Below are 15,438 nucleotides of genomic sequence, written 5' to 3'. Positions count from 1 at the left end.
GGCCACTGACATCACCCCTGCGCCTGCCGCAGGGTTGAGCGACTTGAGGGGTCCCAGACGGGCGCCGACCAGCGCCATGGCCGCACAGAGCAGGGCCCAGGTGCCGCTACCGAACAGCCCCCACAGGAGTCCCCCGGGGTGCGGCCAGGTGATGCGCAGGCTGACCGCGGCGCCCACCGCGACCGGGAGGCACGGAGGAGCGAGGTACGCGCTCAACAACCGGGCCAGCTTCGTTCGGCCACACCTCGCGATGATCACCGTCACGGCAGGTGAACGAGCGAACCGCCGCCAGGTTCGCACCCGTCACAGCGGGCGTATCGGCGCGCCCGCTCCGTCGTTGTGCGAGGGGTACGGCGGGCGGAGCCAGGGAGGGAGCCACATGGTGCCGGACAGACGTCTGCATCTGAGCGACGTGCACAAGGCCTACGGACGACGCTCGGTGCTGCGGGGCGTCGACTTCACGGTGCGTTCGGGCACCCTCACCGGGGTCACCCGGCGCCGGCAGGCTCCCGGGCCGCCGCCGACAGCACCTCCTGCGCGAGGTGGGGAACAGCCGGCTGCTGCGTCGGTGGGGTCCACGTCTGCTGCCGCGCCTCGACCGCCGGTTCCACCGCTGGACCCGTGGCCGCTGGATGCCCAGCCGGCTGCTGGTGCCCACCCTCGTCCTGCACACCACCCGACGCGACGGCACACCGTGCCGCACACCCCTCCTCACGGACGCGACCGCATCGGGCACCTTCACGGTCATGGCCACGAACTTCGGCCTGCCCCGACACCCCGCCTGGTCCCACCACCTGCTGCGCGACCCGCACGCGTCGGTGGACTGGCACGGCCGAACCATCGCGGTGCACGCCCGCCTGCTGACCGACCAGGAACAACAGGCCGCCCGAGACCGCATCCTCGCCAGGATGCCGTGCTTCGACGACTACGTCCGGCAGTCCGGACGAGTCGTCCGCGTCTTCACCCTCATCCCCCTGACCCCCCTCTGACCCCTGCCCCCTGACGGAGCCCGCGAGGGACGCCGTGGAGAAGGTGCGGGGGCGTCGACCCGTCGAGGGCCGCCCGTGATGCTCGTGCGGGCCGACGTGAGCCGCGCCGAGAATGGTACGAGGCCAGGAACTGCGGGTGGCCCGGACGCTCCCGTGTCCGCGGTGGCTCGGCGGCGAGCGTTGCCCGGACGGCCCCTCGGCGATGAGCCGGCCACCGCGGACGTCAGATGCGGAACTCGAACTGAGGACGGTCCCACGGCACGGCGGGCGGGTTCGCGAACACGGTGCCGGTCCGTACCGCGCCGACGCGGTGGTAGAAGTCCTCGGCGGGAACGTGCGACACGACCTTGACCCGGTCGACTCCGGCAGCACGGGCCTCGGACCGCATGTGCGCGACGAGCAGCCGCCCCATGCCCCGCCCCTGCGCTTCGTCCGCGACGAACAGCAGGTCGAGCTCGGGCGGAGCGAGGACGAGCGAATAGAACCCGAGCACCCGGCCCTCGTGATCGTCAGCATCGGCGGCCACGAAGACGCGGTGGGCCTCGATGTAGTCGGGACCGACCCGGTAGCCCGCGACCGCGGAGGCGTACGGGCCCTCGTAGGCACCCGATCCGCGCACGAGCCGCGTCAACCGTTTGGCATCCCGCGCGACGGCTCTCCGGATGGTGACCGGCCGGGCGACCGGGAAAGCGCGTGTACCCATCGATCAAGTATTCCGCATCGGGCAGCGCCTCCGCGCGGTGGGTCGGTCCGTTCCCGTCCCACCCGTCCCGGCGGCTGCGACCAGCCCTCTCCCCCGCCGGTCGCGTCCCACCGTGCGCGCCGCTCATGCGAACGCAGGACGAGCAGACTCCCCTCCGCAACCCTTGGAGGAAATCTGTAGCGTCGAGAGTAGACATTGCCGCAGAGGAGAGTTAGTCTTTCTGCGTACCCAGAAGTCGAAGGGCGCGGCAGAGACGACTGCCACGCAAGCAGGAGCGGCCTTGAGGCCGCACAGCCATACAGGTGAGTCCGGCAGTACAACGAGGTAAGGAGCAGAGCGCCATCAGGATCGCCCGGGCGAGGAAGCAGTCCGCCCGGGTACCGCAGACCCCGGAATGGAAGGTGGTCCCCGGTCACGCATCCGCGATCCCCGCAACCCCGCCCCTCCGGGCGGACCTGCGGACACAGAAGGTCGGCCATAATGGCCGGCAGATGGTGTTGAAAGCTCGGGGCCCGGGTGCCAGTACGGCACTCGGGCCCCTCGACGCGTCCCTAGAAAGAAGAGGCCTATGCCCTCTGGCAGTCCCCAGCCCGTCATCCCCCTCGATGACGACGACTACCCCGCCTACACCATGGGGCGGGCCGCCGACATGCTCGGCACCACCCCCGCCTTCCTCCGCGCGCTCGGCGAGCACCGCCTGATCACCCCCCTGCGCTCCGAAGGCGGCCACCGCCGGTACTCCCGCTACCAACTGCGCATCGCCGCCCGCGCCCGCGAGCTCGTCGACTCCGGCACCGCCATCGAAGCCGCCTGCCGCATCATCATCCTCGAAGACCAACTCGAGGAAGCCCAGCGCATCAACCAGGAACTCCGCAGCACCCACAGCGCCCGCCAACAGCCGAAGACCCCCACCTGACGGCGGTGAGCCCGTGGGCCGCCGCTCTCCTGGCCCCCGTGGCCCGGGCCTTCCTGCCGTGTACGCCGCCCCGGATCCACCCGCCGCCGTGGGCGGCGCGGGCGTCGGCGGTGTCCTCGACGACCGCTCGACGAGCACGTCCTCCGGTCCGCGTCGGGACGCGTCTCAGGGACGGGGCTCCAGCACCTCCAGGGCACCGGTCACCGTGTCGTAGCTGCGCAGGGTGCTGAGGCGGACGGACAGCGGCGGCGCCGGAAGCAGTTCGGGAATCTGCCGGCCGGCGAAGGCACCTGCCCGCCTGGTACGGCCGAGCGTGACGTGCGGGCTCCAGCGGCCAGGAGCATGGAACGGGCTGAGAGTCTCGGGCGGACTGTCCGAGGCCACCGCCTCCCACACCCGGTGGTGCAGACCCTCCAGCGCGGAGTCGAGGTCCAGTGCCCAGGCCAGCACCGAGGTGGGCCGCTCGAAGCGGACCACTCCGGTGAACCGCACCGGCAACGGCAGGGCGCCGGCCACCTCAGCCAGCTCCCAGCGGATCGGGGCGGTCAGCTCCGGACAGGCCGCCAGGGTGAGGTGCGGGCTGTTGGTCGGGGAACGGTGACGCGCCTGACTGGGCAGCCCCGCTTCCGCGAGCCGCCGCCAGGCCTCCCGGACCGCCAGATCCGCCGCCTCGTCCAACAGAAGCTCGACCGTACGCACCGCCGCATCCTACCGGCGAGAGCAGGACGCCAGGAGAGCGAGAAGCCGCAGCGACTCGTGCGGGGGCGACACGTCGCCGTGACCGAGGCCGTCCGGAGGACCGTCGTCGGTTCTCGCCGGCCTCACACTGCGGTGATCAGTCCTCGTACGGCGATGAGGGCGGGGGGCGGCTCGTACACTGGCGAAGATGGAGGACCACACGGCCACCGAGATCGCTGCGCGTCCGGCGCCCGCCCTGCGTCAGTACGTCGACTCGTACCTCGGCTTCGACCTCCGCGGACTCCCGACAGGGGTGCACTGCGGCCCGCCGAGCCGTTCCCTCACTACGGTGATCAGCCTGTCAGGTCCCTTGGACGTGGCGGCGGGCGTCGACGACGGGTCACCGGTCACCCGATACGGCAGCGTGGCCGGTGGCCTGATGTGCCGGTCCGTCGCGATTCACCACGACGGACGCCAGCAAGGTGTTCAGGTGTCGCTGACACCGCTCGGGGCCCGGGCCGTCTACGGCATGCCGTCCGCCGAACTCGCCCACCGCATGGTCCCCCTCGACGAGCTCCTCGGAGCGCTTGCCGTGGAGCTGGTCGACCGGCTGCGGTCGGCGGCGACATGGAGGGCGCGGTTCACCGCGCTGGACGCATTGCTCCTCCGAGCTGTCGGCCGTGGCGCCTGCGGCGACCCTGTGCGCTGGGCGCGTCCCGAGGTCGTCGAGGCATGGCGCCGCCTCGTCGCGGCGCGGGGTCGCGTCCAGGTCGGTGCGGTCGCCGCGGAACTCGGCTGGAGCCGTCGTCACCTCACCGAGCGGTTCCGCGCCGAGATGGGCCTGTCGCCGAAGACCTTCGCCCGAGTCCTGCGCTTCGAGCACGCGCACGAACTGGCGGCGGTGCAGAACCCCCTCCCGTGGGCCGATGTGGCAACCGTCTCCGGCTACGCCGATCAGGCCCATCTCGTCCGGGACTGGCGCGAGTTCACGAACCGGTCACCGACGGCGTGGCGTCGCGGCGAGGTCCTCCTCGGAGGTGGGTAGCCACCAAGCGTCTGCCCGTCGCGTCGACTTCTCTTCCCTTTCCTTCAAGACCGCCCGATCGCTGTCGTGGACGATCGCCTGCATGAGACTCGTGGACCACGAACGCAACGTCATGGACCTGCGGACCACCCCCGTACACCTCGGACTGGGATCGAGAGCGAAACCCGTCGAGGGCTTCGCCTGGGACCCGGAGGTGCTCCAGGCCTACAGCGCGGCGGTCGCGGCCGACGGCGCCGAGGGCCGGATGGTGATGATCTTCGATGGCGACGGCCTCGGCGACCACTGGGAGAGCCACCCCGCAGGCGACGAACTGGTCGTCTGCCTCAGCGGGTCCGCGACGGTCACCCGCGACGTGGACGGGGTGGTCGACCGCGTTCTGCTCGGGCCGGGCGAGGCCACCGTCAACCCGGCCGGGGTATGGCACGTGGTCGACATGGAGGGACCGACGTCCATCCTGTCCATCACCGCGAGCCTCGGCACCGACCACCGTCCTAGGACCGCTCGGACCGAGACCCTCCCGACCGACCGCGTCGGTGCGCCGGGCCGGGAGGAAACGCCGTGACCATACGCATCGCGTGCCTCGGCGACAGCCTCACCCGCGCGCAGTTCAGCGTCGACTACCTGGACCTTCTCGTACGACGTCATCCTCCCGGTGCCGTGCGGCCTGCCCGTTTCGGGGTCAACGGCGACTTCGCCCACAACCTCTTGCAGCGCCTCGACGCCGTCGTCACGCACCCGCCCGACGTGATCACCGTGTTGATCGGGACCAACGACGCGCGAGCGAGCCTCGTCGGCTACCCCGTCGAGCAGGCCATGAAGCGCAAACGGCTCCCCCGTCGCCCGTCAGCCGGATGGTTCCAGCAGTGCCTGGGAACCGTCGTCGCACGGCTGCGAGCGGAGACCGACGCGACGATCGGTCTGCTGTCGCTACCGGTACTCGGCCAGCAACTCGACGGAGCAGCGGCTCAGGCATCGCAGGCGTACAGCCGGATGATCGCCGAAGTCGCCGCCACCCATGAGGTGGCCTACCTTCCGCTCCACGAACGCCAGACGGAGGAACTGCGCCGAGTGGACCCGCCGCCGGTTCCCTACCGGGAGGTGACGCCCGCAGCGGCCCTCGGCGTCCTCGTCCAGCACGCAGTGCTGCGCCGCACGCTCGACACGATCTCACGGCGCCGAGGTCTCGTGCTGACGACCGACCACATCCACCAGAACAGCCGCGGCGCCGGCCTTGTCGCCGAGGCCATCGACGCCGGTCTGCTGACCCGGCGCCCGTAGCTGGTCCCCATGCCGGGCCGGTCGCTCCCGTCCTCCGCCTGCGCCGTCTTCTGCGGGTGAGCGAAGCGCTGAAGCTCGTCGTGGACGAGGAGCGGCCGTCCGGCGGCTCGTGCGGGGGTCAGGACATGCTGCCCCGGCACACCGTCCCCGCGGCCGGGGTCCGGCCCGTGCGCAGGTAGGTGTCGACGGCCTCCGTGACGCAGCGGTTCTGCGGGTATGTGCCGTGGCCCTCTTCCTCGGCCGTCAGGAGCACGCCGACACCGTCGCCCAGGGCGCGGGCCATGTGGCGGGCGCCGGGGTACGGGGTGGTCGGGTCGCCGGTGCCGCCGACCACCAGGATGGGGGCCGAGCCGTCGGCCTTCACCTGTGGTCTGAGGCGCTCACCGTCGAACGGCCAGTCGTAACAGAGGTAGACGCCGGTGGACCAGGCCGCGCCGAAGACGGGCGAGGCGGCCTTGACGCGGGCCTCGTCCCGGTCGAGGCGTTCGAAGTCGGGACGCAGGCTGGAGTCCGCGCAGGTGATCGCGGTCTGGGCGGCGGTGCTGATGTCGGGCGGAGTCTCCGTGCGCTCGGCGGACCCGGTGTCGGACGCGCCGTTGGTCAGCGGACCGCCGTCATTGTGGTCGATCAGCGCGGTCAGGGCCTTGGCGAGCGCGGACCAGCCGTCCGTGCCCAGGACGAGGTGGTCGCCGACGCTGTGCGCGAGGTCGTCGGCGTCCAATGAGTGCAGGGTACAAGTCGTCGCCGACCGCGGCTCAGCTCCTGGCTGACGCGCGCGCAGCGAGATCGCCGGGGTTCACCGCGGGCCGTGGGCAGCCGGTCGCCGTACCACCAGTCGCTCCACCTCGTAGGACAACTCGGTGGCACCGTCCTCGGGTGGTGGGTGGTAACGGCCCGCGCAGACGGAGAGGTTCACGATGAGACTGGCGTGCCAGCGGCTCCCGACGCCGCGACCGTCGGAGTGGACCTGCCGCCCGTTCAGCGACCAGACCACGCTGTTCCGGCCGAACAGCACGGCGAGGTCGATCCGGCCGCCGGGGCGTACGGCTTCGTCGCGCACGTAGGCCTGCCCTCGGCGTACGTGGTTGGTGAGTTCGAGTAGGTCGGGGTTGTCGGGGTGGTACTCGAAGACGTCCACCTCGTTGCCACCGTCCCGCCAGGTCCAGATCGCGGGCCAGGCGCCCAGGCCGACGGGGAGTCGGACCGTCGCCTCCAGGAGGTCGCCGGTGCGGACCATGAAGCCGTCGGGGCTCTCCTCCGTGGTCAGCAGACCCGCCTCCCAGAGGCCGTCCGGGCGCCGCGTGGCACGGAAACGGCCGGTGCGGCTGTAGGCGGGGTCGGCTGTCAGGTGATCCAGCTTGTCGTCGTCCGGATTGACGGGGCCGCCGTCGGGATACGCCCAGGAGCGGCCGGCCACCCATTGCCGGTCACTGGAGAAGTCGGCCCTGAACACCACATCCGTCATTGGTGACCTCCTGGGGTCCGGGCGACGGAATGGTCGCACCCCCGATCGTCCCCGTGTGTCAGGCCGGGCATGCGCCGGGGCAGCGAACGCCGGCCGGGTTTCACCCTGGTGAGTGACGCCCGGCCGTCGTCCGGTGGCGCGGGGGGGGGCCGCCGTTCGCGTCCTGCCGCGGCCGTCGCCGGGGACGCCCCTACTCGTAGCGGTACTTCAGCGAGTCCGCCTCCGCCCGCTCGATGTCGGCGATCGTGAGCTCCGGCATCCGCAGCTGGGCCAGCGTCACCTCGGCCGAGGTCGGCTGTGCGTCCGCCGGCAGCCACTGCTCCGGCTTCCACGCGCCGCTGCGCAGGAGCGACTTGGGGCAGTGCGGGTAGACCTCCTCGATCCCCAGCACCAGCGCACTCGCCGGGGGCTTGCCCACGGCGGTCAGTTGTGACAGCAGCTCCGGGCGGGTGGAGACGCAGGCCCGGCCGTTGACCCTGAGCGTCGTGGTGCGCCCCGGAATGACGAAGAGCAGCCCGGCCCGTCCGGTGGCGATGACGTTGTGCAGGGTGTCCAGACGCTTGTTGCCGGTCGCGTCCGGTATCGCCACCGTCCGGTCGTCCAGGACGGCGACGAACCCGGCGGGGCCGCCGCGCGGGGAGACGTCGCAGTTGCCCTCGGCGTCCGTGCTGGCGACCAGGACCAGGGACGAGCAGCCGATCAACCTCCTGGTCTGCTCGGTGAGTTCGTGCATCTGCTTGCGCCAGGCCGTCTCCCTGGGGAGCTCGTAGACACGACGCAGCGCCTCCTGGTCGGAGACGGCGTCGAGTCGGAGCGAGTCGAAAGCACTGTCGGCAAGGGGTGAGGTCATGCCCCGACCCTAAGGGGCCCGCCTGCGGGTCATCGGTCGGCCGGTCGGCGCCGCGTGCGGGAGGACCGTCAGGACCGTGACGCCCGTGCGCACTCGTCTCCGGAGGACGCGTCCTGTCCGACCGGGGCGCTGCGGTCGTACGGGTCCACCTCCGCGCCGGTCACGTCCGCCTCGCGGTCCTTGCCGAAGGGCGGGGTGAAGTAGCCCGTGGGGGTCCCGCAGCCGCCGTTGGTCATGTCGTACTTGTACGAGACGATCGAGAACGTGCCCGGCTCGGTGATCACCTTGCGGGGGTCGTCCCAGTTGAGGACCAGTTCGCGTCGCACGATCGTGCGCACGATCTCGTCGCCGCCCCCGTCGGCACGGGTGACCGGATAGACGAAAGTGACGTCGGCGGTCACCTGGAGCGCGCCGCGCTCGCCCTCCCGGTAGGTGAGCCCGCCCCGGGTCTTCACGACGTCACCGACCAGGCGGCTGTGGGAGGTCCGGAAGCGGCTGAACAGCAGGAGGGGGTCGTTGTCCTCGCTCGGGCTGCGGAACGCGGTCCCGAGGAGGTCCTGCACGTCCTCCTGGTGCGGGTTGATCTGTGCGATCGCCTTCGCGGGGCGCTCGCCCCGCAGTACCGCACGGTCCAGGCTGGTCCGGACGACGAAGTCCCGGCTGCGGTCGAGCGCGCGCTCGACCTCGCTCTCGCTCATCCAGCCGACCGCCCTGGCCTCGGGCATGCTGATCCCCGCCGCTCCGCTCGCCCAACTCGCCGCCGGGGAGCCGCGGAAGGGCTCGTCCACGGTGGGGCGGTCGGTCTCGGTCGCCGAGGCCGGGGGGCCGGCGTCCTCGTCGCCGGTCACCAGGTCCGTCATCCGTTCCGGCGCGAGCGCCACGGCGAGCAGCACCAGCGCGGTCAGCAGCCCGCCCACGTACCAGCCCGTACGCCGCTTGGGGCGCGCGGGCGAATAGCTGCGCCAGGCCCCCGCCTCGCCGCCGGGTTCCGCACGCAGCCGCTTCGCCACGTCGCGGGCCCGCGCCGACGGCTCCTTGGGCGAGTCGGCGACCCCTTCCACCGACTCGCGGAGGAACCGCTCCCACTCCTCGTCGGACCTGGACGAGCCGTCCGGCTCGGTACCCGCACCCATGCGCAAACCCCCTGACAAGCAGCACGCGCCCCACTCCCTGGAAACGCGTCCGCATCATGACACGGGCCGCTGACAGCGAGGACGGCACGGGGGCGACGTAAGGGCGCGGCCGGTGTCGTGCGAGCCGTGCCGCTACCGGGATCGATGCGGCAAACGCATACAGTGTTGCCCATGACGCAAGAGGATGACGATCTGGACGGCCTCGTCCGCAAGCGGATCCGGGCGCTTCGCCTGGCGCAGGGCTGGTCCCTCGAGGAACTCGCCACCCGCGCGCGGCTCAGCCAGTCCTCGCTGAGTCGCATCGAGAACGGCCGGCGCCGCCTCGCACTGGATCAACTGGTCACGATCGCCCGCGCCCTGGACACCACGCTGGACCAGCTCGTGGAGACCGCGGCCGACGACGTGATCACCAGCCCCGTGATCGACAGCGCCCGCGGCTCGATGCGCTGGCTCGTGAAGGGAGATCCCGGCATGACTGTGGTCCGCCAGCGCATGACCGACCCTCCCCCGCAGAGCCCGGCCCGCATGCGGGCACACCCGGGGCGCGAATGGCTCGTCGTCCTGTCCGGCACCGCGATCCTCATGCTGGGCCAGCGCCGCTACCGCGTCGAAGCCAACCAGGCCGCCGAGTTCCCCACGATGATGCCGCACGCGATCGGATCGGAAGGCGGGCCCTGCGAGGTCCTGGGCATCTTCGATCGCGACGCGCGCCGCGGCCACCAGCGCGAGGACGGCGACGCCAGCCCGCGCGGCACCGGGAGGTGAGGGAGCGGACCCGCGCCACGGCACCTTCTTGCGCGGACGGCAGCGCGCACGACCGTCTTCTTGCGTAGACCGGGAGACGTCATGCCGTGGGCGCATGGGGCTCTTAGGGTGGCGGGCATGGACCGAACACACCCGCACCCCCTCCCCCGCAGCGCACAGCAGGGGCACGACCACGACCACGACCACGACACGGACGGCCTGGCCGAGATCCTCGACCTGGACGCCGAGGTGCTCGCCGAGCACCTCAGCTCCCTCACCGCGTGGCTGCCGCTGAGGACCGGTCCGCGTCGGATCGTCGATCTGGGCTGCGGCACGGGCACCGGCACCTTCGCCCTCCTCGAACGCTTCCCCGACGCGCACGTCCTCGCCGTCGACGCCTCGGCCGCGCTCCTTGAGCGCCTGAGGGCGAAGGCACGCGAGAACGGTCTGGACGACCGCGTGAGCACCGTGCGGGCCGACCTCGACGCCCCCGACTGGCCCGACCTCGGCTCCCCCGACCTGGTGTGGGCGTCGGCCTCCCTGCACCACCTGTCCCATCCCGACCGGGCGCTGCGCACCGTCCGTGACGTGCTCGCGCCCGGCGGGCTGTTCGCCGTCGTGGAGCTGGCCGGTTTCCCCCGCTTCCTGCCCGAGGACGCCCCCGAGGGACGACCCGGTCTGGAGGAGCGCTGCCACGCCCTGACCGACCGTCACCAGGCCGAGCACACGCCCCACCGCGGCGCCGACTGGGGGCCGCTGCTGACCGCCGCCGGCTTCACGGTCGAAGGCCGACGCACGCTCGCGATCGACATGGCGGGTTCCCGTGGCGAGGCCGTCGGCCGCTACGCCCTCGCGGGCCTGAGGCGCATCCGCCATGCCGCGGCCACCGGGCTGCACCCCGAGGACCTCGCCGCGCTCGACCGGCTCCTCGACACCGACGGCCCGCACAGTCTCCTGCGCCGCGACGACCTGGCGGTGCGCACCGAACGCACCGCCTGGGCCGCGCGCGCCTGAGAGCGCCTCAGGGGGTTCCGTGCTGCGAGGTCGCCGTCATACGCGGGGCGGCATGGTGTGCGGGCCGGCGCGGCGCGGCGCTCTCCAGGCGCCGGACCCAGGTGGTGGCCGTGAGCAGCAGGCCGGTGAAGACCCCCAGGAGGAGCAGGGCCACCCACATCTGCCGGCTCCCGGGGGACTCCAGTCCGGTCCAGGCGGCCGATGCCGCCCACAGGGCGAATCCCGCCGCGTAGAAGGCCCTGATGTGGCGGAGCTGGCGGATCTGACGCGTACGGGGCGACGCTGCCCGGTGATCGTTCCTCGATGCCATGGCGGGCGTGTACCCCCTCTCGCGGCTCGCTACCTGCCGCGGCCCTCGAAGTCCCGGCGGACCGCTGCCGCCCGGTCCTCCGTCAGCCCGGTCTCGGCCGGGAGTTCCAGGACCCTGCCGCAGTGCTCGCACAGCTCGCCGTCCCCGGCGGGCGTGCCGCAGGCGATGCAGGAGCGGATCCGGGTCTTGTCCTCGTGCTTCTCCGTCATGATCTCTTCCGGTCGTCGTGAACGCTTGTGATGACCCCTACGCGCGTACCCGGCAGGCCCTGCCGAATGCCTGAGGGACCGCCTGCGCCTGAACGCCTGAACGTCTTGGGGAGGTCAGGGGAGGTCAGACGAAGGCGCTCTCCCCGGTGATCGCCTTTCCGACGATCAGGGTGTTCATCTCCCGGGTGCCCTCGAAGGAGTAGATGGCCTCCGCGTCGGCGAAGAAGCGGGCGACGTCGTGGTCCAGGACGATGCCGTTGCCGCCGAAGATCTCTCGGGCCCAGGCCACGACCTCCCGCATGCGGGCGGTGACGTGGGCCTTGGCCAGCGACGAGTGCTCGTCCCGGAAGACGCCGGCGTCCTGCATCCGGGCCAGCTGGAGCAGCATCCCCCAGCTGGACGTGATGTTGCCCAGGCTCTTGACCAGGAGGTCCTGCACCAGCTGGAAGCCGGCGAGCGGCCGGCCGAACTGCTGCCGCTCGCCGGCGTAGCGCAGGGCCAGTTCGTAGGCGCCGATCATGACGCCCAGGGCCTGCCACGCGACTCCGCTGCGCGTGGCCCGCAGGATCTCCGCGACGTCCCGGAACGACGACACGCGCTGCAGCCGGTCGGCCTCCGGCACCCGCACTCCGGTCAGGGTGACGTCCGCGTTCTGCACGATGCGCAGCGACGTCTTGTGCGCGATGGGCTCCGCGGTGAACCCGGGCGCACCGCGGCCGACGACGAACCCCTTGACCTGGTCGTCCTGGACGTCCCGGGCCCAGACGACGACGTGGTCGGCGAAGGTCGCGTTGCCTATCCAGCGCTTCGCCCCGTCGATCACCCACGTGTCGCCCTCACGCCGTGCGGTGGTGCGCATGCCGGCCGCGATGTCGGAGCCGTCGAGCGGTTCCGTCAGCGCGAACGCCCCCACGGTCTCCATCCGGGCCATGCCGGGCAGCCAGCGCTCGCGCTGCTCCTCGTCGCCGCCCGCCTGGACGGAGTACATCGCCAGTCCGTTGTGCACGCCGAAGAAGGTGGCCACCGACGCGTCGACGCGGCTCATCTCCATCGCCATCATCCCGGTCAGCAGATGGCTGGCGGCCGGTCCCGGTTCGCCGTAGCCCTCGTACGGCAGACCGACCAGCCCGCTCTCCGCGAAGCGGGTGATCAGCTCCATGGGGAAGGTGCCGTCGGCCCAGTGTTCGGTCACCAGGGGCCGGACCTCGTCGCGCATGAACTCCCGCGTCCTCGCCAGGACCTTGCGCTCCTCCTCGGACAGGGCGCTCTCGAAGTCGTAGAAGTCGGCGACATTCTGCTGTTCCTCGTGTGACGTCATGCGGCCCTTCTTCCACGGTTGGGCCGTGCGATGCGTGCGTCACGCCGAGGGTGCGGGTCCGTTCAGGCCGGGCAGGTGGGCTCCGGTCCGGGCGCCTCCGAGCCCGGGCCGGGAGAGGCGCCGGTGTCCGGGGAGGGGCTCGCCGAGTCCGTGGGGCAGTCCTGCGGGGTGGACGGGTCGGGGGTGGGGGTGGGTGAATCGGTGGGGGTCGGGGTGGGCGAGGGGTCCGGTGACGGGGAGTCCGTCGGGGACGGGTCGGGAGACGGGGAGGGGACGGGTTTCGTCGCGGACGGGGACGGCCGCGGGGAGGACGAGGGCGGATCCGAGCGGGAGGGGGACGGCTCGGGAGTGCCGGGATCGGGGCCGATGATGATGTCGTCCCCGCCCCCGCCCGCGCCCCCGCTTCCGTCCTTGCCGCCGGTGCCCCCGCGCTCGTCCTGGTCGACGGGCTCCGTCGCCGGAGTGTCGCCGCCGGCGCCGGGAGACCGCGGGACGACGCCCTTGCCGTCGGGGACGGCGTGCACGCCCCCGCGGTAGAAGTCCAGCCAGTGACGGACCAGTGCGAGGTAGGAACGGGAGTGGTTGTAGCTGAGGACCGCCCGGTCGAGGTCGGCGGCCCGGCGCAGGTCGCGGTCCCCGGCGCACAGGTAGTGCCCGGCGGCCAGGGCAGCGTCGAAGATGTTGTTGGGGTCGTCGCGGCCGTCGCCGTTGCCGTCCGCGCCCCAGCGCGCCCACGTCGACGGCAGGAACTGCATCGGCCCCACCGCCCGGTCGTACACCGTGTCGCCGTCGTGGACTCCGCCGTCGCTGTCCAGGATCAGGGCGAAGTTGCGGCCGTCGAGGGCCGGGCCGGTGATCCGGCCGAGCGTGGTGCCGTGCCGGTCGACCGCGCCGCCGCGTGCCTGCCCGGACTCCACCTTGCCGATGGCGGCCAGCAGTTCCCAGGGCAGCGCGCAGCCCGGGTCCGTCCGGCCGACGGACTTCTCCGCGGCGCGGTAGGCGCGCAGCACGGTTCCCGGTATGCCGGACTCCGCACGCGTGCGGGCGGCCTGGCCGGCGCGCGGCGCGACGTTCGGGGTGACCAGCGGCGGCAGTTCGGTGTGGTACGAACCGTCGTCGGGCGGGGCGGGCTCGGCGCGGGGGAGGTCCGCGACCGGTGCGGCGGAGCGGGCCTCGGAGGCCGGACGGGCGCTCTCCTCCGGGGGGAGTCCGGGGGCTTGAGAGGCGGTCAGCGCCGCCACCGCGGTCACGGCGGCGGCGGTGGCCCGCAGACCCTGCCGGGTCCGGGCGGGTACGCGGCGGTCGCGCGTTTCGGGCATGGTCTGTCACTCCCTGGTGGTGAGGCGCGTACGGGGTTCAGCGGCCGAAGGTGTCGATGCCCGAGACGAGCCACCGACCGTCGCGTCGCTGGACGTCGACGGCGAACATCGCCCCGGCGTAGGTGCCGTCGTCCTCGGCCTTCTTGCCGCCCGCGGTGCTGACGCTGCTCTGGTCGGCGTAGACCAGGACGCGGGCCCGGTCGCCGTCGATGCGCTCGACCGCGCTGTCGGTGACCGTCGTGGTGATCACCGCCTTCTGCCGGTCGGCCTGGGTGCGGACGTCGCCGAACAGGTCCCGGTGCTGGGTGACGGCGCGGCCCGTCAGCCATTCCTTCGCGGCCTTGTCGAGGCCGTCGGGGTCGGCGTGGTCGTACGAGAAGAGCGCGGCGACGGCCTTGGCGGACTGCCCCTTGATCTCGCTGGTGCGGGCGGTGTCGGACAGGGCGGTGTTGCGGGCGGCCGCGGTGTCCCGGAGGGCCTCCGCCCGGGAGTGCGCCCAGCCGGCGAAGCCGCCGAGGACCAGCGTCAGCAGGCAGAGGATGAGGAGCGCGGTGCGGTGGCGGTGCGGGGCCGACGGGCGCGGGGGCGGCGCGTCCTTCGCTTCGGATGCGTCCTGCGCATCCGCTGCGTGCGGGGCGTCCGGTGGGTCCGCGGCCCCGCTCCGAGCGGGCGGGGACTTGCGGGCGGTGGTGACGGGGGCACCCGCCCGCGCCGGGCGGGGCCGGTCGAGCAGGGGGGCGCGCCCTTCGACGGATTCCGCGCCGGCCGGGGCCCGGGGGTTCCCGCGCTCCCGGGGCTCGTGCGTGTCCCCGGGAGCGCGCAGTGCCTCGCGGGCCTGGCGACGGCGGAGGTTGTTCAGGTGGTGCCGGGTCGTCGGCATGGTGGGTCGTCCTCTCCTCCGGCCGGTCAGCCGGCCGGTGTACCGCCGACGGGGGCCTGGCCCAGGGCGCTGAGCTTCCAGTCGCCACCGGTGCGGGTCAGTTCACCGAGCATGCGGCTGTCCTTGTCGGTGCTCGCGTCGCCCGGCGCCTTCACCGTCACCCGCAGGGCGACCAGGACCCGGGCGCGGCCGGCGCGGTCGTCGAGTTCGGTCAGGGCACCGGACAGCACCCGTGCCGTGGTGACCGTCTTGGCGCCCTTCACCTGGGTGGTGAACTCCTCGCGTCCGGAGACCAGTTGTTCGTGCAGGTCTCCGGTGGTCGAGGACTCCCAGAGGTCCAGTCCCTGGTCCAGCTTGCGGTGGTCCAGGGTGTTCAGGTTCTGCACGGCCTGCTCCCCGGCCGCGAGCGCCTCGTCGCGCTGCACGGCGTAGGCCGTCGTGTCGTCGTGGGCCGTCTCGTACCAGTCCCAGCCCGTCCACGCCGCGAAGCCCCCCGCCACCAGGGTGAGGACGAGGGCGAGGACCGTGACGGACCTCCCCCGGGGCCGGTCCTGTGATGCGGCCGCGCGCTGCACGAGTGCTCCCCT

Annotated in this window: 19 protein-coding genes; 7 read left to right on the top strand and 12 right to left on the bottom strand. The window is 72.5% G+C overall.

Annotation, left to right across the window (positions count from 1 at the left end; all coding sequences use genetic code 11):
* Positions 1 to 542: 542 nt before the first annotated feature.
* A complete protein-coding gene (locus ACGF5T_RS29725) occupies positions 543 to 989 on the top strand; it encodes a nitroreductase/quinone reductase family protein (RefSeq protein WP_366767824.1) in 447 nt (148 codons plus the stop codon).
* Positions 990 to 1,212: 223 nt separating this feature from the next.
* On the opposite strand, the gene ACGF5T_RS29720 is transcribed toward ACGF5T_RS29725, so the two are convergent.
* Entirely contained in the window at positions 1,213 to 1,692 is a 480-nt protein-coding gene (locus ACGF5T_RS29720; RefSeq protein WP_366767825.1) for a GNAT family N-acetyltransferase, read from the bottom strand.
* A 568-nt stretch (positions 1,693 to 2,260) separates the two neighbouring features.
* On the opposite strand from ACGF5T_RS29720, the gene ACGF5T_RS29715 reads away from it, so the two are divergent.
* A complete protein-coding gene (locus ACGF5T_RS29715; protein WP_356610371.1) occupies positions 2,261 to 2,608 on the top strand; it encodes a MerR family transcriptional regulator in 348 nt (115 codons plus the stop codon).
* A gap of 165 nt (positions 2,609 to 2,773) precedes the next feature.
* Here ACGF5T_RS29715 and ACGF5T_RS29710 read toward each other — a convergent pair whose 3' ends face one another.
* A complete protein-coding gene (locus tag ACGF5T_RS29710; protein WP_356610370.1) occupies positions 2,774 to 3,307 on the bottom strand; it encodes a 2'-5' RNA ligase family protein in 534 nt (177 codons plus the stop codon).
* Between the two features lie 187 nt (positions 3,308 to 3,494).
* On the opposite strand from ACGF5T_RS29710, the gene ACGF5T_RS29705 reads away from it, so the two are divergent.
* The 3 genes from ACGF5T_RS29705 (at position 3,495) to ACGF5T_RS29695 (ending at position 5,609) form a co-directional block, all read left to right on the top strand.
* Positions 3,495 to 4,331: a helix-turn-helix domain-containing protein gene (locus tag ACGF5T_RS29705; RefSeq protein WP_356610369.1), complete on the top strand. Its 837-nt coding sequence runs from the start codon at positions 3,495 to 3,497 to the stop codon at positions 4,329 to 4,331.
* Between the two features lie 82 nt (positions 4,332 to 4,413).
* Positions 4,414 to 4,893: a cupin domain-containing protein gene (locus ACGF5T_RS29700; protein WP_356610368.1), complete on the top strand. Its 480-nt coding sequence runs from the start codon at positions 4,414 to 4,416 to the stop codon at positions 4,891 to 4,893.
* Positions 4,890 to 5,609 (top strand): SGNH/GDSL hydrolase family protein, encoded by a 720-nt coding sequence (locus ACGF5T_RS29695; RefSeq protein WP_366767826.1) that lies wholly within the window; start codon positions 4,890 to 4,892, stop codon positions 5,607 to 5,609. The genes ACGF5T_RS29700 and ACGF5T_RS29695 overlap by 4 nt, the downstream gene beginning before the upstream one ends.
* A gap of 118 nt (positions 5,610 to 5,727) precedes the next feature.
* Here the strand turns inward: ACGF5T_RS29695 and ACGF5T_RS29690 are convergent, their stop codons facing one another.
* From ACGF5T_RS29690 to ACGF5T_RS29675, 4 genes are all read right to left on the bottom strand, one after another.
* Positions 5,728 to 6,330 (bottom strand): alpha/beta hydrolase, encoded by a 603-nt coding sequence (locus ACGF5T_RS29690; RefSeq protein WP_366767827.1) that lies wholly within the window; start codon positions 6,328 to 6,330, stop codon positions 5,728 to 5,730.
* 75 nt (positions 6,331 to 6,405) lie between these two features.
* A complete protein-coding gene (locus tag ACGF5T_RS29685) occupies positions 6,406 to 7,074 on the bottom strand; it encodes a beta-glucanase (protein ID WP_356610365.1) in 669 nt (222 codons plus the stop codon).
* Between the two features lie 190 nt (positions 7,075 to 7,264).
* Positions 7,265 to 7,924: an MSMEG_1061 family FMN-dependent PPOX-type flavoprotein gene (locus ACGF5T_RS29680; RefSeq protein ID WP_356610364.1), complete on the bottom strand. Its 660-nt coding sequence runs from the start codon at positions 7,922 to 7,924 to the stop codon at positions 7,265 to 7,267.
* Between the two features lie 68 nt (positions 7,925 to 7,992).
* Complete coding sequence (locus ACGF5T_RS29675) at positions 7,993 to 9,057, bottom strand: hypothetical protein (protein ID WP_366767828.1); 1,065 nt, start codon at positions 9,055 to 9,057, stop codon at positions 7,993 to 7,995.
* 171 nt (positions 9,058 to 9,228) lie between these two features.
* On the opposite strand from ACGF5T_RS29675, the gene ACGF5T_RS29670 reads away from it, so the two are divergent.
* Together ACGF5T_RS29670 and ACGF5T_RS29665 are read left to right on the top strand one after the other, a co-directional pair.
* The gene (locus ACGF5T_RS29670; protein WP_356610362.1) at positions 9,229 to 9,822 is read left to right on the top strand and encodes an XRE family transcriptional regulator; all 594 of its coding nucleotides are present in this window, start codon (positions 9,229 to 9,231) and stop codon (positions 9,820 to 9,822) included.
* 117 nt (positions 9,823 to 9,939) lie between these two features.
* Positions 9,940 to 10,815 carry a class I SAM-dependent methyltransferase gene (locus ACGF5T_RS29665; RefSeq protein ID WP_356610361.1) on the top strand — a complete coding sequence of 292 codons (876 nt, stop codon included), beginning with the start codon at positions 9,940 to 9,942 and terminating at the stop codon, positions 10,813 to 10,815.
* A gap of 7 nt (positions 10,816 to 10,822) precedes the next feature.
* Here ACGF5T_RS29665 and ACGF5T_RS29660 read toward each other — a convergent pair whose 3' ends face one another.
* From ACGF5T_RS29660 to ACGF5T_RS29635, 6 genes are all read right to left on the bottom strand, one after another.
* On the bottom strand, positions 10,823 to 11,125 hold the full coding sequence (locus tag ACGF5T_RS29660; protein ID WP_356610360.1) for a hypothetical protein: 303 nt from the start codon (positions 11,123 to 11,125) through the stop codon (positions 10,823 to 10,825).
* Positions 11,126 to 11,154: 29 nt separating this feature from the next.
* Complete coding sequence (locus ACGF5T_RS29655) at positions 11,155 to 11,334, bottom strand: hypothetical protein (RefSeq protein ID WP_356610359.1); 180 nt, start codon at positions 11,332 to 11,334, stop codon at positions 11,155 to 11,157.
* 124 nt (positions 11,335 to 11,458) lie between these two features.
* Positions 11,459 to 12,652: an acyl-CoA dehydrogenase family protein gene (locus tag ACGF5T_RS29650; protein WP_356610358.1), complete on the bottom strand. Its 1,194-nt coding sequence runs from the start codon at positions 12,650 to 12,652 to the stop codon at positions 11,459 to 11,461.
* Between the two features lie 62 nt (positions 12,653 to 12,714).
* The gene (locus tag ACGF5T_RS29645; protein WP_361018896.1) at positions 12,715 to 13,971 is read right to left on the bottom strand and encodes a lytic murein transglycosylase; all 1,257 of its coding nucleotides are present in this window, start codon (positions 13,969 to 13,971) and stop codon (positions 12,715 to 12,717) included.
* Positions 13,972 to 14,008: 37 nt separating this feature from the next.
* Positions 14,009 to 14,851, bottom strand: coding sequence for a hypothetical protein (locus tag ACGF5T_RS29640; protein ID WP_366767829.1), 843 nt, complete (start codon positions 14,849 to 14,851; stop codon positions 14,009 to 14,011).
* A 26-nt stretch (positions 14,852 to 14,877) separates the two neighbouring features.
* Positions 14,878 to 15,426: a hypothetical protein gene (locus tag ACGF5T_RS29635; RefSeq protein ID WP_356610355.1), complete on the bottom strand. Its 549-nt coding sequence runs from the start codon at positions 15,424 to 15,426 to the stop codon at positions 14,878 to 14,880.
* Between the last annotated feature and the right edge of the window lie 12 nt (positions 15,427 to 15,438).

Origin of the sequence: Streptomyces sp. NPDC047853 (assembly GCF_043204535.1) — a bacterium.
Taxonomy (GTDB): Bacteria; Actinomycetota; Actinomycetes; order Streptomycetales; family Streptomycetaceae; genus Streptomyces.
Note: the sequence above shows the minus strand (reverse complement) of the source record. Positions and strands in the feature narration are given on the sequence as shown.